Source organism: Ancylobacter defluvii, from assembly GCF_018390605.1.
GTDB lineage: Bacteria > Pseudomonadota > Alphaproteobacteria > Rhizobiales > Xanthobacteraceae > Ancylobacter > Ancylobacter defluvii.
Map to the genome: position 1 here is coordinate 1 of NZ_JAHBGD010000017.1, position 19,282 is coordinate 19,282.

The 19,282-nt window shown below is 68.8% G+C and carries 15 protein-coding genes and 1 pseudogene; 7 read left to right on the forward strand and 9 right to left on the reverse strand.

The window, feature by feature from the left end:
- Window positions 1–366 (reverse strand): annotated as a pseudogene (locus tag KHC24_RS11695) (NADP-dependent malic enzyme); the annotation flags it as partial.
- A 169-nt stretch (window positions 367–535) separates the two neighbouring features.
- On the opposite strand from KHC24_RS11695, the gene KHC24_RS11700 reads away from it, so the two are divergent.
- Window positions 536–2,536 (forward strand): hypothetical protein, encoded by a 2,001-nt coding sequence (locus KHC24_RS11700; protein WP_213363460.1) that lies wholly within the window; start codon window positions 536–538, stop codon window positions 2,534–2,536.
- Between the two features lie 110 nt (window positions 2,537–2,646).
- Here the strand turns inward: KHC24_RS11700 and aspS are convergent, their stop codons facing one another.
- The 3 genes from aspS to KHC24_RS11715 all read right to left on the reverse strand — a co-directional run bounded on the left by aspS (window position 2,647) and on the right by KHC24_RS11715 (window position 5,890).
- Window positions 2,647–4,494, reverse strand: a complete 1,848-nt coding sequence (gene aspS, locus KHC24_RS11705) for an aspartate--tRNA ligase (protein WP_213363461.1) — start codon at window positions 4,492–4,494, stop codon at window positions 2,647–2,649.
- Window positions 4,495–4,630: 136 nt separating this feature from the next.
- On the reverse strand, window positions 4,631–5,344 hold the full coding sequence (locus KHC24_RS11710) for an MgtC/SapB family protein (protein WP_246546831.1): 714 nt from the start codon (window positions 5,342–5,344) through the stop codon (window positions 4,631–4,633).
- A 78-nt stretch (window positions 5,345–5,422) separates the two neighbouring features.
- Window positions 5,423–5,890 (reverse strand): DUF992 domain-containing protein, encoded by a 468-nt coding sequence (locus tag KHC24_RS11715; RefSeq protein ID WP_213363462.1) that lies wholly within the window; start codon window positions 5,888–5,890, stop codon window positions 5,423–5,425.
- 143 nt (window positions 5,891–6,033) lie between these two features.
- Here KHC24_RS11715 and rnd point away from each other — a divergent pair, with 143 nt between their 5' ends.
- A complete protein-coding gene (gene rnd / locus KHC24_RS11720) occupies window positions 6,034–7,191 on the forward strand; it encodes a ribonuclease D (RefSeq protein WP_213363463.1) in 1,158 nt (385 codons plus the stop codon).
- Window positions 7,192–7,376: 185 nt separating this feature from the next.
- On the forward strand, window positions 7,377–8,030 hold the full coding sequence (locus KHC24_RS11725; protein WP_246546834.1) for a methyltransferase family protein: 654 nt from the start codon (window positions 7,377–7,379) through the stop codon (window positions 8,028–8,030).
- Between the two features lie 101 nt (window positions 8,031–8,131).
- Here the strand turns inward: KHC24_RS11725 and KHC24_RS11730 are convergent, their stop codons facing one another.
- The 5 genes from KHC24_RS11730 to KHC24_RS11750 all read right to left on the reverse strand — a co-directional run bounded on the left by KHC24_RS11730 (window position 8,132) and on the right by KHC24_RS11750 (window position 14,427).
- Window positions 8,132–9,646, reverse strand: coding sequence for a Ppx/GppA phosphatase family protein (locus KHC24_RS11730; RefSeq protein WP_213363464.1), 1,515 nt, complete (start codon window positions 9,644–9,646; stop codon window positions 8,132–8,134).
- Between the two features lie 4 nt (window positions 9,647–9,650).
- On the reverse strand, window positions 9,651–11,855 hold the full coding sequence (locus KHC24_RS11735; RefSeq protein WP_213363881.1) for an RNA degradosome polyphosphate kinase: 2,205 nt from the start codon (window positions 11,853–11,855) through the stop codon (window positions 9,651–9,653).
- Window positions 11,856–11,969: 114 nt separating this feature from the next.
- On the reverse strand, window positions 11,970–12,713 hold the full coding sequence (locus tag KHC24_RS11740) for a P-loop NTPase family protein (protein WP_213363465.1): 744 nt from the start codon (window positions 12,711–12,713) through the stop codon (window positions 11,970–11,972).
- 3 nt (window positions 12,714–12,716) lie between these two features.
- Window positions 12,717–13,811 (reverse strand): AI-2E family transporter, encoded by a 1,095-nt coding sequence (locus KHC24_RS11745; RefSeq protein WP_213363466.1) that lies wholly within the window; start codon window positions 13,809–13,811, stop codon window positions 12,717–12,719.
- Window positions 13,812–13,896: 85 nt separating this feature from the next.
- The gene (locus KHC24_RS11750; RefSeq protein WP_213363467.1) at window positions 13,897–14,427 is read right to left on the reverse strand and encodes a CDP-alcohol phosphatidyltransferase family protein; all 531 of its coding nucleotides are present in this window, start codon (window positions 14,425–14,427) and stop codon (window positions 13,897–13,899) included.
- A gap of 509 nt (window positions 14,428–14,936) precedes the next feature.
- On the opposite strand from KHC24_RS11750, the gene KHC24_RS11755 reads away from it, so the two are divergent.
- The 4 genes from KHC24_RS11755 to purN all read left to right on the forward strand — a co-directional run bounded on the left by KHC24_RS11755 (window position 14,937) and on the right by purN (window position 19,280).
- On the forward strand, window positions 14,937–15,674 hold the full coding sequence (locus KHC24_RS11755; protein ID WP_213363468.1) for a class I SAM-dependent methyltransferase: 738 nt from the start codon (window positions 14,937–14,939) through the stop codon (window positions 15,672–15,674).
- A gap of 644 nt (window positions 15,675–16,318) precedes the next feature.
- Window positions 16,319–17,464, forward strand: a complete 1,146-nt coding sequence (locus KHC24_RS11760) for a benzoate/H(+) symporter BenE family transporter (protein WP_213363883.1) — start codon at window positions 16,319–16,321, stop codon at window positions 17,462–17,464.
- Window positions 17,465–17,532: 68 nt separating this feature from the next.
- Window positions 17,533–18,612: a phosphoribosylformylglycinamidine cyclo-ligase gene (gene purM, locus KHC24_RS11765; protein ID WP_213363469.1), complete on the forward strand. Its 1,080-nt coding sequence runs from the start codon at window positions 17,533–17,535 to the stop codon at window positions 18,610–18,612.
- On the forward strand, window positions 18,609–19,280 hold the full coding sequence (gene purN, locus KHC24_RS11770) for a phosphoribosylglycinamide formyltransferase (protein WP_213363470.1): 672 nt from the start codon (window positions 18,609–18,611) through the stop codon (window positions 19,278–19,280). Before purM ends, purN begins: the two co-directional genes overlap by 4 nt.
- Window positions 19,281–19,282: the final 2 nt, after the last annotated feature.

A 19,282-nucleotide genomic window follows, 5' to 3' on the forward strand; every position in this document is an offset into this window, starting at 1 on the left:
ATGGTCGATCTCGAGGGCGCTGATCTCGATGTCGAACACGTCGATGCCGGCGAACTTCTTGAACAGGACCGCCTTGCCCTCCATCACCGGCTTGGAGGCTTCCGGCCCGATATTGCCGAGGCCGAGTACCGCCGTGCCGTTGGAGACCACCGCGACAAGGTTCTGCTTGGTGGTCAGTTCGGCGGCCAGCGACTTGTCGGCGGCGATCGCCTCGCACACCGCGGCGACGCCGGGCGTGTAGGCGAGCGCCAGGTCGCGCTGGTTGGCAAGCGGCTTGGTCGGCTGGATTTCAAGCTTACCCGGACGCGGAAGCCGGTGATAGACCATCGCACCCGAGCGAAGGTCGTCGGAGATGTAAGAGGCCATTGAATGTTTCCCTACCCGGAAATTCTGCGCGGAGAATAGGCATTCCGGGCGGAGGTACAACGACTTTCCGAATTTGTAATGCTGGTCTTTCGACGGTTGGCTATGGTGGGGCGGCAGCCGGCGGCGAATGACCGCCGGCGCGGGAAAACCGGTCTCGGGTCACGGCCTCATGCGTAAGACGTTTCTTGTCGCCCTTGCGGCGCTTCTGCTGGCCGGTGGCGCCGGCTATTTCGGGCTCATCTTCTATGCCGACTACGAAGCCCGGAGGCAGATCGACACGCTCATCGCCTCGCTGGCGGCCGACGGCGTCACCGCCCGCCACGGCGACGTCGATTTCGACGTGTTCGACCGCCGTCTCGACGTGAAGGACCTCTCCGTGGAGGCCCCGGGCCAGGGCACGGTGCGCATCGCCCTGCTCTCCGCCCGCGGGCTCGACCAGCCGGCCGCCGGCCGCGTCGCCGCCCGCGAAGTGGAGATTCGCAATCTGGAGGCGGAAGGCCCGCTGCCGCTGGCGCCGAAGGTGCATGGCCGCTTCGTTGCGCCGCTGGTCTCGCTCACCGATTTCGTCGGCCCGGCGCAGGTCGCCGTCGCCAGCCCGCAGCCCTGGCCGCTGGTGCTCGCCATCGTCGAGGCCACGCGGATCGGGCGCATCGACATTCCCGCCTCCACCACCTCGACCGCCACCGGCGAGGCGACGACGCGGGTGGAGACCGACGCCACCTACGGCCCGATGACGCTCGAGCGTTTCGAGGGCGGCAAGATTGCCCGCATCGGGGTGGAATCCACCAAGTTGCAGATCGGCGGCACCCCGGCGGTGGCGGCGCAGGGCGAGATGGGCGCGGTTGTCGCCGAGAACATCGACATCGTGCCGCTGCTGGCGCTGCTGGACCCGGAGCGGCGGCGGCGCGAGACCGATTTCCGCATCGTCTACGGCTCGCTGCGCGCGCAGGACTACCGCTTCAACGCCGAGAACGGCACCACCGAGCAATGGGCGGTGATGAGCGTGCGCGACGTCGCTCTCCAGCCCTCCGGCGTTCCGGCGGAAGAGCTGTTCACCATCGGCCAGCGCATCAGCGACGTGGCGGCGCAGGGCCGCGAGCCCGCCCCGCAGGAGATCGCCGACCTGCTCACCGGCATCGCCGGCGCCTATGACGCGCTGCGTATCGGCAGCGCCAGCTTCGAAGGGCTGGAGACCCGGGAGAAGGACGGCCCCACCGTCGCCGTCAGGTCCATCGCCCTCGGCAAGCTCGACGATGGCCGGCTCGACCTGCTCGCCGTCGAGGGACTGACCGGCAAGGAGGCGGATGGCGCGGTGTTCCGGCTCGACCGGCTGGCGCTGGGCGGCCTGCACCCGGGCAACACGCTGCGCTTCGCGGCGCAGGTGGCGACCAGCCCGGCGCTCGCCCGCGATCCGGCGACGCTCATCGCGCTGATCGGCATGTTCGCCAGCGTGGAGGTCTCCGGTCTCGAGGCGCCGATTCCCGACACGACGGAGCCGGCACGGCTCGACACGCTGTCGCTGTCCTGGGATGCCGCCGACGGCGCGGTGCCGACCCGCCTCGCCTTCAAGCTGCGCGGTTCCGGCCCCACCGCCGGCCTGCCGCCGGGCAGCCCGATGGCGCTCATGGTGCCGGACGGCGTCTCGCGCGCCAGCCTGTCGGTCGATATCGCTGCGCGCTGGAATCCCGGCGACAAGGCCGTCGTCGTCGAGCCGGTCTATGCCGAGATGTCGGATTCCTTCGCCCTGCACGGCGCGGCGCGACTGAGCAATGTGGAGGCCGCCGCCTTCTCGCCGGACCCGACGGCGGCGCTCGGCGCCGCGATGGCGGCCAATGTCGACATGGTGCAGCTGACGCTGACCGATTCCGGCCTCTACGACCAGAAGCTCGCCGAGGCGGCGCGCGAGCAGGGCGTGCCGCCGGAGATGCTGCGCCAGCTCTTCGCCGGCTTCGCGGAGATGCTGCTCGGCCCGATGGCCGGCGACCGGCCGGACCTCGATCCGGCGGTACAGGCCTTCATCGGCTTCCTGCAGAAGCCGATGAGCACGCTGTCGCTGCGCATCACCCCGCGCGCGCAGACGCTGCCGCTGCTGACCGCGATCGAGGCGCTGCGCAACGACCCGGCGAGCCTCATCGATCAGGTGAACGTGCAGGTGGTGGACACGCCCTGAGCGCCCCGGCGCCCCCGAAGGTTCGCCGCACATGAAAAAGCCGCGCCCCTTGCGGGACGCGGCTTGGTCAGCATGGCGTGATCGGCGCGTTGGCGGCGAAGCGCCCCGGCTCACTTCTCCGGCAGGTTGGTGCGGATGTGCAGCTCGCGCAGCTGCTTCGGCGTCGCCGGCGAGGGCGCCCCCATCAAAATGTCCTGCGCCTGCTGGTTCATCGGGAAGATCGAGATTTCGCGCAGGTTCGACACGCCACAGAGCAGCATGACGATGCGGTCGACGCCGGCCGCCATGCCGCCATGCGGCGGCGCGCCATACTGGAACGCCCGGTACATGCCGCCGAAGCGTTCCTTCACCGTCTCCTCGTCATAGCCGGCGAGCTCGAACGCCTTCACCATCGCCTCGGGACGATGGTTGCGGATGCCGCCGGAGGCGATCTCGTAGCCGTTGCAGGCGATGTCGTACTGGAACGCCTTGATGGTGAGCGGGTCCTGCGTCTTCAGCGCCTCCAGCCCGCCCTGCGGCATGGAGAACGGGTTGTGCGAGAAGTCGACCTTCTTGTCTTCCTCGCTCCACTCGTAGAACGGGAAGTCGACGATCCAGGCCAGCTCGAAACGGTCGAAATCGACCAGCTTCAGCTCCTCGCCCACCTTGGTGCGCGCCGCGCCGGCGAATTTGACGAACTTCTCGGGATTGCCGGCGACGAAGAACGCCGCGTCGCCGGCCTTGAGGCCGAGCTGCGCGCGGATCGCCTCGGTGCGCTCCGGGCCGATATTGTTGGCGAGCGGGCCGCGACCGACAATTTGGCCTTGAGTCTGGTCCACGCGAAGTTCTTGCCTACCGCTCGGAAAAGTCACTGTACCCTTAAGGTCATGTTCCGCTTGGCTCCACATGATGTAGCCGAGCCCCGGCTGGCCCTCGCCCTGCGCCCATGAGTTCATACGATCGCAGAAGGCGCGCGAGCCGCCGGTCGGGCCGGGGATCGCCCACACCTCGTTCTTCGGGTCCTCCAACATGCGCGCGAACACCTTGAAGCCCGAACCCCGGAAATGCTCGGAGACTTCCTGCATTTCCAGCGGGTTGCGCAGGTCCGGCTTGTCGGTGCCGTATTTGCGCATCGACACCGCATAGGGAATGCGCGGCCACTCCTTGGTAACCGGCTTGCCCTCGGCGAACTGCTCGAACACCCCGGTGATCACCGGCTCGACGGCGGCGAACACGTCTTCCTGCTCGACGAAGCTCATTTCGAGGTCGAGCTGGTAGAACTCGCCCGGCAGCCGGTCGGCACGCGGGTCTTCGTCGCGGAAGCAGGGGGCGATCTGGAAGTAGCGGTCGAAGCCGCTCATCATGATCAGCTGCTTGTACTGCTGCGGCGCCTGCGGCAGCGCGTAGAAGGTGCCGGGATGGATGCGGCTCGGCACCAGGAAGTCGCGCGCGCCCTCGGGCGAGGAGGCGGTGAGGATCGGCGTCTGGAACTCGAAGAAGCCCTGCCCCTTCATCTTGGTGCGCATGGCGTCGATGATGGCGCCGCGCGTCATGATGTTCTTGTGCAGCTTCTCGCGGCGCAGATCGAGGAAGCGGTAGCGCAGCCGCGTCTCCTCAGGATAATCGATGTCGCCGAACACCGGCAGCGGCAGCTCGGCGGCGGGGCCGAGCACCTCGATCTCGGTGGCGTAGAGCTCGACCTCGCCGGTCGGCAGCTCGGCATTGGTGGTGCCCTCGGGGCGGTTGCGCACCCGCCCGTCGACGCGGATCACCCATTCGGCGCGCACGGTCTCGGCGAGCTTGAAGGCCGGGCTGTCGGGGTCGACCACCACCTGCGTCAGGCCGTAATGGTCGCGCAGATCGATGAACAGCACGCCGCCATGGTCGCGGATGCGGTGGCACCAGCCGGAGAGCCGCGCAGTGGCGCCGACATCGCCTGAGCGAAGGGCCCCGCAGGTGTGCGAGCGATAGCGATGCATGGCGTAACCTCAAACCGGAACGGCGGACGAACGAAAACGCCCCGATGGGCCCATTGGGGCGCTCACCTGAGCGCGCGGAGGGGTGCATGCACCCACGCGGTTTGTCAATCTCCAACCCGGCTCGAATGGGGCGGCATCATTCCGGCGGCGCGGTCGAGGTCCATTTTGCCGCGAAGATCAGCGGCGAGGCGCTGAGTTCGCCGACGAGCCTCTCCACCAGCTCGTTCTCTTCCCGGCGGCTATAGACGATCGCCTCGACCTCGACCTCCGCCGTCGTCGCCAGCGCATGGCTTTCCAGCGCGTGCAGCCGCAATTCGTGCACCTGCATCGCCTTCAGCAGGCGGGCGCGCATTTCCGCCTCATCCTGCGCCGAGCATTTGAGCTCGATGACATAGAAGCGCTCCACCGCCTCGCGCTCCGGCGCGAAACGTTCCAGCACGCCGCCGAGCCGCGGCAAGGCGAGGTTGATGAGCACGACGAGCGCCGTCGTCTCCAACGCACCGATATAGAAGCCGTAGCCCGCCAGCGTGCCGATGGCGCCGGTCGCCCAGACCGTGGCGGCGCTCGACAGGCCGCGCACGCTGAGCCCGTCCCGCATGATGAGGCCGGCGCCGAGAAAGCCGATGCCGGTCACCACCTGCCCGCCCATGCGCACATCCGAGCCGCTCTCGATAAGTACGGCGAGGGAGGTGAAGGCGGCAGCGCCCAGCGCCACCAGCGCATGGGTCGTCAGTCCGATGAACCGCTGGCGGAACTGTCGTTCGACGCCGACCAGCGCGCCGAGCGCGACCGCCAGCAGCAGGTTGGGGGCGATGGACAACGCATCATGGCCATTGGCCAGAGAGTACATGCACGCCCCCGCGCCCGTCCGCACCACTGCCCACAAGCACAGAATGGTCCGGCCTTTCGGGCCGGACCATCAAATTTATCACGGCAGATAGGTCAGCGTCATCTCGGCGACGCCCAGCGCCAGCGAGGCGCCGATATTGCCCTCGACCGAGACCGGGTTGAGCGCGATCGACTTGTCGGTGCCGACCAGCGCATTGGCGCCGACGCCGACGCCGAGCGCCACATCGGCGGAGACGCCGGCATATTTGCCGGCCAGCGCGCCCGGCGACACGTTCTTGGTCAGCGCCGCGACGCCCCAGGTCATCATGCCGGCGCCGGTCACGCCGAGATCGAGGCCGACCCGGCTGATCACGCCCTTATAGTTGGCGTCGGGGCCGTTCACCGGCTTGAAGGTGCAGCTGAGCTCCTGCTTCGAGGAGACGATCATGCTGACGCTGGCGCCGACGCTGCACACCAGCACGCCGGCATCCACGCGCTCGGCCGCCGAGGCCGGAACACTGGCGGCGACAGCCGCCGCAAGGGAGAGAGCGAAGAGCGTCTTCTTCATGGTCGGGGATTCCTCTTGGGGGAGCGACCTTCAGCCGGGCGCTCGTGCCGGCGGAAACTAGCGCGACATGGTTAACGCTTTCGCTAGGTCATGGCGAATTCACGGTCGTTTCCGATCGTTTCTTCGGCTATGAAATTGCCACTATGGACATGATCACCACCACTGATTCCCTCGCCGCCGCGTGCGAACGCCTTTCCCGGCATCCCTTCGTCACCGTCGACACCGAATTCCTGCGCGAAAGCACCTTCTGGCCGAAGCTCTGCGTCGTGCAGCTCGCCTCGACCGAGGAAGCGGTGGTGGTCGATGCCATCGCCGAGGGAATCGACCTCGCCCCGCTCTTCGCGCTGATGGCGAACGAGAACGTGCTGAAGGTGTTCCACGCCGGCCGGCAGGACATCGAGATCGTGTGGCACCTCGCCGGCATCATCCCGCATCCGGTGTTCGACACCCAGGTGGCGGCGATGGTGCTCGGCCATGGCGACAGCATTTCCTACGACCAGCTGGTGCAGCGGCTCACCGGCGCCGTGCTCGACAAGTCGCTGCGCTTCACCGATTGGTCGCGCCGCCCGCTCTCCGTCGCCCAGATCACCTATGCCGAGGCCGACGTCACCCATCTGCGCGACGTCTACCGCAAGCTCGACGCCGATCTCGTCAAGCGCGGCCGCAGCGAATGGGTGACCGAGGAGATGGCGGTGCTCATCTCGCCGGACACCTACCGCCAGGAGCCGGAACGTGCCTGGGAGCGGCTGCGCTCGCGGGTGCGCAAGCCGAAGGACCTCGCCGTGCTGATGGAGGTCGCCGCCTGGCGCGAGCGCGAGGCGCAGGCGCGCGACATCCCCCGCTCGCGCATCCTCAAGGACGAGGTGCTCGGCGAGATCGCCGCCCAGCACCCGACCACGCCCGAGCGCCTTGCCGGCCTGCGCTCCATCCCCAAGGGCTTCGAGCGCTCGCGCACCGGCGAGCAGATCCTCGAGGCGGTGCGCGCCGGTCTCGCGCGCGACCCCAAGACGCTGCCGGAGATCGAGCGCGAGCGCCCGCTCTCCAACGGCGCCTCGGCGACGGTGGAACTGTTGAAGGTGCTGCTGCGCATGACCTCCGAGCAGCACGGCGTCGCCGCCAAGGTGATCGCCACGGTGGACGACCTCGAGCGCATCGCCGCCGACCACGAGCCGCAGGTGGCGGCGCTGGCCGGCTGGCGGCGCGAGCTGTTCGGCGAGAAGGCGCTGGCGCTGAAGGATGGCCGCCTGGCGCTGGCCATGCAGCGCGGGCGGGTCATCGCGCTCCCACGCCCGGCCGAATGAGGCCGCCGCGAGACCCCGGCGAGGGCTGAACGCCGCCGGGGAAGATCGCGCCACGCCTGCAATCGGCGCGGCGTGTGGCTGATCTCAATTACGTCATGGAAGAGCCGGAACACGGCCCGAATCGAGCACCTTGATACCTGCGGTCCGGCGCATCGCCGGCCGGCTTCAGGTTTCAAGGAGTGCACATGGCGTACACGCTGGATCTTCCGCCGCATGCGGGCGCGCCCATGCCCGAATTGTCGCGGGTGCAGCATGCCCGGCGGCGGACGATCTTCCTTATCGCCCTGCCCGCCTTGGCGCTGTTTCCCTTCGTCCGCTCGATCTGGGACTGGCAGGGCCCGGTTCAGGAATGGGTGGAGAATATCGGCTTCAGCCTGGTGCTGATCGCCATCCTCGGCCGCTGCTGGTCCTCGCTCTATATTGGCGGGCGCAAGATGAAGGATCTGGTGCAGCGCGGGCCGTTCTCCATCGTGCGCAACCCGCTCTATGTGTTTTCCTTCATCGGCGCCTTCGGCATGGGCGCGTGCAGCGGCAGCGTGGTGCTGGCCCTCGCCTTCCTGGCCATCGCCTATGCGGTTTTCCATGGCGTGGTGCGCAAGGAGGAGGCGGCGCTGCTGGTGCTGTTCGGCGCGCCCTACGCCGCCTATTGCCGCCGCGTGCCGCGCTTCCTGCCCGATCCGGCGCTGTGGCACGACGAGCCGGTGCTGGAGATCCAGCCGCGCCGCGTGGTGCGCACCCTCATCGATGCCCTGCCCTTCATCCTCGCCATGCCGATGTTCGAGGTGATCGGCATGCTGCAGGTGGACGGCACGCTGCCGGTGCTGCTGCACCTGCCCTAGCCCGGCGCGCCCTAGCCCGGCCGCGCTGGCGCGCCGCGCGCTGACCCGGCGCCTATCCATCGATGAGTGGCAACGGCCGCGCCGGCCGCGGCCTTGGGCGCCTAGGTCACCACCAGCGGTTCGCGGCCGACCAGCCGGGCCAGCGTGCGCAGCCGGCTGGTCACCCGCTCGCCGGCCAGCGGGGCGAGATCGTCCTCGAGACGCAGCACCAGCTTGCCCTTGTCGACCGTCATCGGCGCCACCGGCAGCGTGCCCGGCATGGCGGCAGACAGGATGTAGCCGACCCGCATCGCCGCCCCCAGAATACGCGCCCGGTCGAGCAGCCGCGTCGAGACCAGCTCGCGGATGCGCGGCGAGAGATCCTCGTCGATCAGCCCCATGTGCCGGTAATAGATCGCCAGCGCCAGGAAGGCGCGGCCGGGATGGTCGAGGCCGATGAAGGAGGCATGGGCGATCAGGTTGAGGCTCTGTTCGCCTCGATAATCGGGATGCGCCCGCCAGCCGATATCGGCGAGCAGGCAGGCGGCGTGGCGCAGCCGCTTTTCCTCATGGCTCTCCTCGATGCCGGACGAGGCCATGAACTGGTCGGTCCAGGCGAACAGCTCCTCGCCATGGCGCGGCGAGCGCGAGCGCAGCTCGTTGAGCTCGGCCGCCGCGGCGATCAGCGGGTCGACCTTGCGCTCCGCCTCGTCCAGTTCCTCGAACAGCAGTCCCTCGCGCACGCCCTGCGCCGAGATGTAGACGGATTCCGGCTTGCCGATGCGCAATATGTGCTCGAGCACCACCGCGCCATAGCCGAGCAGCGGCTGGCGCACGTCGGACACGGTGTCGATGCGCGACAGCGTGTCGATCGGCACCCGACGGATCAGGCGCACGAATTCCAGCGCCTCCTTGGCCGGGATGACATAGCCGTGCATCACGTGCAGCGGGTAGCCGCGCTGGAACATGTGCAGCCGCGCCAGCGCGCGCCATGTGCCGCCGACCGCGTAGAAGGTGCGGCCCTTCAGGTGCTCCAGCCGCGATTCCTTGGCCAGCGCATCCTTGACGATCTTGTCGGCCTTCTTCAGCGAACGGCCGGAGCGCTCCTGCAGCGCCAGCCCGCCGAGCTGGAAGGTCACCCCCGAGCCGATATGCTGGCCATGCACGTCGGCAAGCTCCAGCGAGCCGCCGCCGAGATCGCCGACCACGCCATTGGCATGGTGGACGCCGGAGATGATGCCGAGCGCCGAGAGCTGCGCTTCGCGCTTGCCGGAGAGCAGCTCGACCTCGGTGCGGCAGATCTCGTTGCAGGCGGCGATGAACTCGCCGCCATTCTCGGCATCGCGCGCGGCGGCGGTGGCGATCACCCACACCGTGCCGACGCCCATACGGTCGCACAGGCCGCGGAAGCGCCGCAGCGCCGCCAGCGCCTTGGCCACCGCCTCGGTGTTCAGCCGGCCGGTGGTCGCCACCTCGCGGCCGAGGGCGCAGGAGGCCTTCTCGTTGAAGATCGGCGTCGGCGAGCGCGCCAGCCGTTCATAAACGACGAGGCGCACCGAATTGGAACCGATGTCGATCACCGCCACCGGGGTACCTGAGACGAGGCCGGTGGAGGCCTCGTGGATCACGTTTTTCATGCTGTCACGTATTGCGGCCGCGGCGGCGGATGAGGTTGCGCGGCGAGGAATCCTTGAGCGACTTGCCACGTCCCGACAGGCTCGGATTGGTCATGAAGTACTGCTGCGCGTTGAAGGGCTCGACACCCTCGTCGGGAACGATGCGTTGCGAGGAACCATCCGGCAAGACGCGCCAGCTCTGCTGGTTGTCCTCGAAATTGGCGACCAGGATCTGGTCGAGGATCTGCATGTGCACCGTCGGATTGGTGATCGGGCACAGCGATTCGACGCGCCGGTCGAGGTTGCGCGGCATCAGGTCGGCGGAGGAAATATACACCGCCGCCTCGGCATGCGGCAGGCCGTGACCGTTGCCGAAGCAGTAGATGCGCGGGTGTTCGAGGAAGCGCCCGACGATGGATTTCACCCGGATATTGTCGGAAAGCCCGGGCACGCCGGGGCGCAGGCAGCAGATGCCGCGCACGATGATGTCCACCGCCACCCCCACCTGGCTCGCCCGGTAGAGCGCGTCGATGATGGTGGGATCGACCAGCGCGTTCATTTTCAGCCAGATCGCCGCCGGCTTGCCGGCCTTGGCGAAGCCGATCTCGGCGTCGATATGGTCGAGGATGCGCGATTTCAGCGTCAGCGGCGACACCGACATCGCCTCGAGCTCGGCCGGCTCGGCATAGCCGGTGATGAAGTTGAAGATCCGCGCCACGTCGCGGCCGATCACCGGGTCGGCGGTGAAGAAGGACAGGTCGGTATAGATGCGCGCGGTGATCGGGTGGTAGTTGCCGGTACCGACATGGCAGTAGCTGGTCAGCGAACCGCCCTCGCGCCGCACCACCAGCGACAGCTTGGCGTGGGTCTTCAGCTCCAGGAAGCCGAACACCACCTGCACGCCGGCGCGTTCCAGGTCGCGCGCCCAACGGATGTTCGCCTCCTCGTCGAAGCGCGCCTTCAGCTCCACCAGCGCCGTCACCGACTTGCCGGCCTCGGCGGCCTCGGCCAGCGCCTTGACGATCGGGCTGTCGGAGGAGGTGCGATACAGCGTCTGCTTGATGGCGACCACATTGGGGTCGCGCGCCGCCTGCCGCAGGAACTGCACCACCACGTCGAAGGATTCGAAGGGATGGTGGACGACGAGGTCCTTCTCGCGGATCGCCGCGAAGCAGTCGCCGGCATGGTCGCGGATGCGCTCGGGGAAGCGCGGATTGTAGGGCTTGAACTTGAGGTCCGGCCGGTCGATGCCGACCAGCTGGCTGAATTCGTTCAGCGCCAGCACGCCGTCGACCAGGAAGATCTCGTCCTCGGCGACGCCCAGTTCGCGGGCGACGAAATTGCGCAGCTCCTCCGGCATGGCGGCGTCGACCTCCATGCGGATCACCTGGCCGAGGCGGCGGCGCTTCAGCGCCGTCTCGAACTGCCGCATCAGGTCCTCGGCCTCTTCCTCGACTTCGAGGTCGCTGTCGCGGATGACGCGGAAGCTGCCATGGCCCTTCACCTGGTAGCCGGGGAACAGGCGGCCGATGAACAGGCCGATCATCTGCTCCAGCGTGATGAAGCGCGCCGCCCCGCCCTCGCCGTCCGGCAGCCGGATGAAGCGGTCGATCTTGGCCGGAACGCGGATCAGCGCGTTCATCGTCCGCCCGTCATGGATGCGCGCCAGCTGCAACGCCAGCGAGAAGCCGAGATTGGGGATGAAGGGGAACGGATGCGCCGGGTCGATGGCAAGCGGCGTCAGCACCGGGAACACGCGGGTGAGGAAGAAGTCGTCCAGCACCGTCCGGTCGCTCTTCTGCACCTCGGCACCGTCCACCAGCACGATGCCGGCACCCACCAGCTCGCTGCGCAGCTCGCGCCAGCGCCCCTGCTGGTCATGGCCGAGCTCGGCGACGTTGGCGGCGATCAGCGGCAGTTGCTCGGCCGGGGTCAGCCCGTCCGGGCTCTTGCCGGTGAAGCCCTCGCGCAGTTGTTCCTTCAGGCCGGCGACGCGCACCATGAAGAACTCGTCGAGATTGTTCGCCGAGATCGACAGGAAGCGCAGTTGCTCCAGGATCGGGTGCGCCCGGTTGGAGGCCTCCTCCAGCACGCGGCGGTTGAACTGCAGCCAGGACAGCTCGCGATTGATGAAGCGCTCCGGCGAGGCCATCAGGTCTTCCTCGAGCTGCCGCTCGATGACGGCCGGCTCGGTCGCGTTCGCGTCGGTGGTGTTCACCTCGGTCTCCATCACGGCTGTCGGCTCCGTCTCGTGGACGCTGTCGAGGATCAGCGGTGCCTTTTTCCGGCGGGAAGGTCGCCGGGCTTCATGACGGCTGGATGACATAGAACGCTTCAACTCGGGTCAATCCCTTTCATCGGCGTCGCGGCTGTCGTCGCCGTCGTCGTCCGAGCCTGATCCAGTCTGCTTGCGCAGTAGTTCCGCGGCCAGTGCGCGGGTCAAAGGGCGCTTGCGCGCCAGCGCCTCGCGGTCGAGTTCGGCGATCAGCGCGCCGATGGCGGCATAGGAGCGCTCGACCCGCGCCATCAGATAGCCGATCAGCGCCTCGTCCGGGGTGATCTGCCGGTCGGCGAACAGTTTTACCGCCACCGCCGCCAGCAGCGCGTCGTCCGGCGCCCCCAGCCGCACCGCCGGCATCGCCCGCAGCCGCGAGGCGAGGTCGCGCGTCGCCAAGGTTTCGGCCAGCGCCGCCGGCAGGTGGCGGGAGGTGACGAGGAGATGTGCGCTCTGCTCGCCGACCAGATTGAGCAGATGGAACAGCGCCGCCTCGTCCAGCATGCCCTCGCCCAGATCCTCCAGCACCAGCGCCCTGGCCGCCAGCGCCGCCGGCACCGTCTCGCGGGTCAGTTGCGCCGCCGGCAGCACCGGCGCGCCGCTCGCCTCGGCGAACAGCGCCGCGAGATGCGACTTGCCGGCGCCGGCCGGGCCGGTGATCGCCACCGCCCGCGCCGGCCAGTCCGGCCAGCGGTCGATCAGCGCCAGCGCCGGCTCGTTCGCCGGGCCGACAAGGAAATCGGCGCGCGTGCGGTTCTCCACCGGCGGCAGGTCCAGCGGCAGCTGGCGTGTGGAGGCATCGCGCACGGACATGGATCAGCGGACCTCAGAGCCGGCGTCGGGCTCGCCCTCGTCCTCGCCGGTATAGAGCGGGCTTTGGAGATACTGCCGGATGGCGAATCGCGCCAGCACCCCCACCGCGGCGGCGAGCGGCACGGCGAGCAGCAGGCCGAGGAAGCCGAGCAGATAGCCGAAGGCGAGTAGCGCGAACATCAGCCACACCGGATGCAGCCCGACGCTGTCGCCCACCAGCTTCGGCGACAGGATGTAGCCCTCGACGAACTGGCCGAACACGAAGATGCCGATCACGAGGCCGATCATCGAGTAGTCGGGAAAGAACTGCACGATGGCGACGCCGCCGGCGAGCAGCAGGCCGGTCAGCGAGCCGACATAGGGAATAAAGGTGATGATGCCGGAGACCAGGCCGATGACGAAGCCGAAATTCAGCCCGGTCAGCGTCAGGCTCACCGCGTAGAAGGCGCCGAGGATCAGGCACACCAGCGACTGGCCGCGCACGAAGCCGGCAATGGCGCGGTCCATCTCGCGGGCGAGTTCGCGGATCTTGTCGCGGTTCTTCACCGGCAGCCAGGAATCCACCTTGGCCACCATGCCGTTCCAGTCATTGAGCAGGTAGAAGGCGACCACCGGGGTGATGACCACCAGCGAGAACAGCGAGAGCAGCGCCTGCCCGCCGGTCCAGATCGATTGCACGAAGCCGAGTATGTAGGAGGCGCCCTGCGACACCAGCTGGCTCAGGCTCTGCTGGATGTTCGGCAACCGGTCGCCGACCACTGATTTAAGCCAGCGCGCGCCCTCCCCGGTCGCCATGTTCTGCAACTTGACGATGTATTCCGGCAGCCGCTCCAGGAAGGCGGAGAACTGGGCGCCGAAGATCGGCACCACCAGCAGCAGCAGCAGGATGCCGAGCAGCAGCGTCAGGGCGATGGCGGCGAGCGACGCCACCAGCCGGTTGACGCCCAGCCGTTCCAGATGCGTCGTCACCGGGTTGAGGAAATAGGCGAGGGCGAGGCCGGCGACGAAGGGCAGCAGCACCCCCGAGAGCAGCCAGCAGATCAGCACGATGGCCGTCAGAAAGCTCAGCCAGAACGTTACCTGCTTGTGCCACATCATGCGGTTCGACCGATCCCTGCTCTCACGCTTCGTCACCCGCATTGATATCAGGAATTATTGCGGCGCGATCGCGTCTCCCCGCAATTCAGCGGGCGAGATGCCGGCTCCACTCGAAAAGATAGGCGAGCGCCGAGATCGCGGTGAGGCCGGCGACCAGCACCAGCCCCACCTCATAGGCGTTGCCGAGCGGGATGCTGAAGCCGGTGGCCCCCAGCATCAGCGCCGCGAAGCCGATCTGCGCCGCCGTGTTGAGCTTGGAGACGATCAGCGGCCGGATCGTCACCGGCTGCTCCATCGCCCAGGAGGCCGCCACCGCGCTGACGATCACCACGTCACGCACCACCACGGCGAGGGTGAGCCAGCCCGGCACCTGGCCGGTCAGCGCCAGCGCGACATAGATCGACACCAGCAGCGCCTTGTCCGCCACCGGATCGAGATAGGCGCCAAGCTCGCTCTGCATGTTGAAGTGTCTGGCGATGAAGCCGTCCACCGCGTCGGAGATGCCGGCGGCGAGGAAAATCCAGAAGGCCAGCGCGATGCGGTCGTCGGCGATGGCCCACACCACCGCCGGCACGGCGAACAAGCGCAGGATGGTGATGGCGTTGGGCAGGTTCACGTCGGGTGAGGCTCCTCCCTGCCGACATAGTGCGCGCCGGGGGGCTTGCCAAGGCGGAAAGCCGTTATGCAGGCCGGCCGTGCCCGCGCATGTGCCGGCGCGGACCGAGGAAGCCTTTGAGCATGCACGGATGAGAGCAGTATTCCCCCGGCCTCGGCGCTACCCGCACCCATTCCGCAAGACGGCGGACGGCCGGACCTGACGGACCCGGCGGCCGGCAGTTTCACGGCCGGCCTTGCCCGGACGGTGCAAGCCGCCGGCCCTGCGCGCCCTCCGATCTCTCTCGCGCGCGACGGACGAACGCGCGAGAGAGATCGGAGGGCGCCGATGGCTCCCCGCCGGCCGGGTACTCGCGGCGTGGCCGGTCGCGGCGGGCGGTGGCTGTCCCACGCCGGTGTCCCCTAACGGCGCCCATCTCCCACGCGACACGGCAGACGGCCGCGCTTGACAGGCCCGGCGGCCGGCGGCTTCCCTGCCCGTCCCGCCGCCGAGGAACCCAGCAGGCCCCGATGCCGCACGACGACCCGCTCTATACCGATGCCGCGCTGGTGACGTTCTACGATGCCGAGAACGAAGGCGGCGCCGATGTCGACTTCTGCACGGCGCTGGCGCGCGGCGGCGGCTCCGTGCTCGATCTCGGCTGCGGCACCGGCAGCTTCCTCGCCGGCCTCGACGTGCCGCGGCGCGTCGGCGTCGATCCGGCCGCCGCCATGCTCGATATCGCCCGCGCCCGTCCGGGCGGCGCCGACGTCGAATGGATCGAGGCGGATGCCCGCCGGCTGGATCTCGGCCGCCGGTTCGATCTGGTGGTGATGACCGGCCATGCCTTTCAGGTATTCCTCGGCGAAGACGACCAGCGCGCCGCCCTCGCCACCATCGCCCGCCATCTGGCCCCCGGCGGCCGGTTCATCTTCGACAGCCGCAACCCGGCCTGCCGGGAGTGGGAGGAGTGGCAGCCGCATAATTCGCGCCGCCGCGTGTCCCATCCCCGCCATGGCGAGGTCGAGGCGTGGAACAGCGCCGTCCATGATGCGGCAACCGGCATCGTCACCTATGAAACCTTCTACCGGCTTGCCGATGGCCGCGAACTTACTGCCGCCAGCCGCATCCGCTTCACCCCGCGCGACGAGCTGGCCCGGCTGATCGCCGATGCCGGTCTCACTGTCGAGCGCTGGCTCGGCGACTGGAGCGGCGGACCGCTCGACGACCGCGCGCCGGAGATCATCCCCCTCGGCCGCCTCGGCTGAGAGACCGCCTCACAGAGGCCGCCGAGAATCGGCCCCGTAAGCGGAGAACCGCACAACCATCGCGCTTTTCTCCCTCTCCCCGTCGGGGAGAGGGCTGGGGTGAGGGGTCTTCGACGCTTCCCTATGACCTCGCCCTTCACCGACCCGCTTCGCGGTCCATCTCTCTGTCCAAGCCGGATATTTCCGGTTTGGACTCTGCCAGAGCCGAAATCGGCAACAGCCGAGGTCCGGCGGGGAGAGGAAACCAGCTGTCAGGCTCTCAGCTGCGAGAGATGCGAGCCTCGAAAAGAGAGACCTCCAGCGTGCCCGGCCGCGCACCCTGCCCGGCCGCGCTGCTTCAAGCCCGGCCAAGCTGGCCCCCCGCGATGGGGCGATCATCGAGGCAATGAAAATTCCGGTCCGGCCGCCGAGAGGATGCCTCACCGGAGCCGTGCCATCTCCTTCCCACTCTCCATCTCCCCCGCCCCATTGGGAGACGGCATCATCCCGCTCCCGACCAACCCAGGCTCGCGCGCACCGTCCGGGCGAAGTCCCACCGTGACGCCGCCGCCCCGGCGTGGCACAAGACGGCATCCTGCCGCCTGCCGTGGTGCCCGCCCATGCACGCCCCCGCCGAGCCTTCCTCCGCCGGTCCCTCCCCGACCCTGCGCGCCTCCGTCGTCACCTCTGCCGTCGTCGCCGCGCTGGTCGGCTTCGGCGGCACGCTTGCCCTCATCATCGCCGCCGCGCAGGCGGTAGGATCCGACCCGGCGCAGACCTCCTCGGCGGTGATCGGCCTGTGCCTGTCGATGGCGGTGACCTCGGCGGTGCTCGGCTGGCGCTACCGCATGCCGATCATCACCGCCTGGTCGACGCCGGGCGCGGCGCTGATCGCCGGCTCGCACGGCCTCACCCCGCACAGCGCGGTCGGCGCCTTCCTGCTCGCCGCCGTGCTCATCCTCACCACCGCCGCGGTGAAGCCGCTCGGCGCGCTGGTGCAGCGCCTGCCGGTCGCCATCGCCGCCGCCATGCTGGCCGGCGTGCTGTTCCGCTTCTGCACCGCCGTCTTCACCTCCGCGCAGGCCGATCCGCTGCTGGTGCTGCCGCTCATCGCGATGTTCCTCATCGCCCGGCGCATCAGCCCGTTCGGCGCGGTGCTGATGATCCTGGCGCTGGGCATCGCGCTCGCCTTCTTCCTCGGCCGCGTCGGGCCGTTGCCGGACGTCTTCCCCGCCCCCGCCCTCACGATCATCTGGCCGCATTTCGACATGGAGGCGCTGATCGGCATCGGCGTGCCGCTCTATATCGTCACCATGGCCTCGCAGAACCTGCCCGGCCTCGCGGTGCTGCAGGCCGCCGGCTACCGGCCGCCCACGCCGCCGATTCTCGCCGTCACCGGCCTCGCCTCGCTGGTCACCGCCTTCGTCGGCTCGCTGAGCACCAATCTCGCCGCCATCACCGCCTCGATCTGCACCGGGCCGGATACCCATCCCGATCCGGCCAGGCGCTGGCCGGCCAGCCCGTTCTACGCGCTGTCCTATGTGGTGCTGGCGATCGGCGGCGCCTCGCTGGTGGCGCTGATCACCGCCCTGCCCTCCGGCCTCATCGCCGCCTTTGCCGGCCTCGCCCTGCTGGGACCGCTGGTCAACGCGCTCGGCACCGCCATGAGCGACGGCGCCCGCCGCTTCCCGGCGGTGCTGACGCTCGCCGTCACCGCTTCCGGCGTGTCGATGCTCGGCATCGGCTCGGCCTTCTGGGGGCTGGCGGCCGGGCTCATGGCGCTCGGCATCGACCGCGCCGGCCGTCATTGAGGCCGCGCCTGCTTGCCCCCCGCCCGATAAGCGGTTAATCCGCGTGCTTTCCTGAAGAGGGGCGCAACATGAGCGGCAACGGCCAGGGTCTCAGCTATCGTGACGCGGGCGTCGACATCGACGCCGGCAACCGGCTCGTCGACCTCATCAAGCCGCTGGTGAAGGCCACCCGCCGCCCCGGCGCCGATGCCGATATCGGCGGCTTCGGCGGCGTGTTCGATCCCAAGGCCGCCGGTTTCAAGGATCCGCTGATCGTCGCCACCACCGATGGCGTCGGCACCAAGCTGAAGATCGCCATCGAGACCGGCCGCCACGATACCATCGGCATCGACCTCGTCGCCATGTGCGTCAACGACCTCGTGGTGCAGGGCGCCGAGCCGCTGTTCTTCCTCGACTATTTCGCCACCGGCAAGCTGGCCCCCGAGGTCGGCGCCAAGATCGTCGCCGGCATCGCCAAGGGCTGCACCGAATCCGGCTGCGCGCTGATCGGCGGCGAGACCGCCGAAATGCCCGGCATGTATGCCGAGGGCGACTATGATCTGGCCGGCTTCTCGGTCGGCGCGGTGGAGCGCGGCGAGCTGCTGCCGCGCGCCGATATCGCCCCCGGCGACGTGCTGCTCGGCCTCGCCTCCTCCGGCGTGCATTCCAACGGCTATTCGCTGGTGCGCCGCATCGTCGAGCTCTCCGGCCTTGGCTGGGACGCCCCGGCCCCGTTCCATGCCGGGCAGTCGCTCGGCGAGGCGCTGCTCACCCCGACCCGGCTCTATGTGAAGCCCGCTTTGTCGGTGATCCGCGAGACCGGCAAGGTGAAGGCGCTCGCCCACATCACCGGCGGCGGCCTCACCGAGAACCTGCCGCGCGTGCTGCCCAAGGGCACCATCGGCCGCATCGACCTCGACGGCCTGCCGCTCCCGCCGGTGTTCCGCTGGCTGGCGCAGACCGGCGGCGTGGCGGCGGAGGAGATGCTGCGCGCCTTCAATTGCGGCATCGGCATGGTGGTGGTCTGCGCCTGCGAGCATGCCGAGACGGTGGCCGACGCCTTCGCCGATCAGGGCGAGGAAGTGATCCATCTCGGCGCCATCGAGCCCGGCGAAGGTGCGGCGCATGTCGTCTATGACGGCGCGCTCGACCTGGACCTCCCCCTGTGAGCACGCCCCGCATCGCCGTGCTGATCTCCGGGCGCGGCTCCAACATGATGTCGCTGATCGAGGCGGCGGCCGTCCCCGGCTTTCCCGGCGAGATCGCCTGTGTGATCTCCAACCGCCCGGAGGCGCATGGCCTGGTCCGCGCACAGGCCTGCAACATCCCGACCCGCGCCATCGATCACACGGCGTTCCGCGACGCCGCCGGCAAGTCCGACCGCATCGCCTTCGACGCCGCCCTCGATGCGGCGCTGGAGGAGGAACAGATCGATCTGGTCTGCCTCGCCGGCTTCATGCGCCTGCTCACCCCCGGCTTCACCGGCAAATGGGCCGGCCGGATGATCAACATCCATCCCGCCCTGCTCCCCAGCTTCAAGGGTCTGCACACCCATGAGCGGGCGCTGGCGGAGGGGGTGAAGATCCACGGCTGCACCGTGCATTTCGTCACCCCGGAGATGGATGTCGGCCCGATCATCATGCAGGCGGCGGTGCCGGTGCTGGAAGGCGACGACGCCGACACCCTCGGCGCCCGCGTGCTGGCGCAGGAACACGTCATCTACCCGGCGGCGCTGCGCCTGGTCTGCGAGGGTCGCGCCCGCATCGAGGGCAATGTGGTGCGCATCGACGAATTCGAGCTCGCCGGCCACGCCCTGGTGGTGCCGCCGGCCGGTTGACC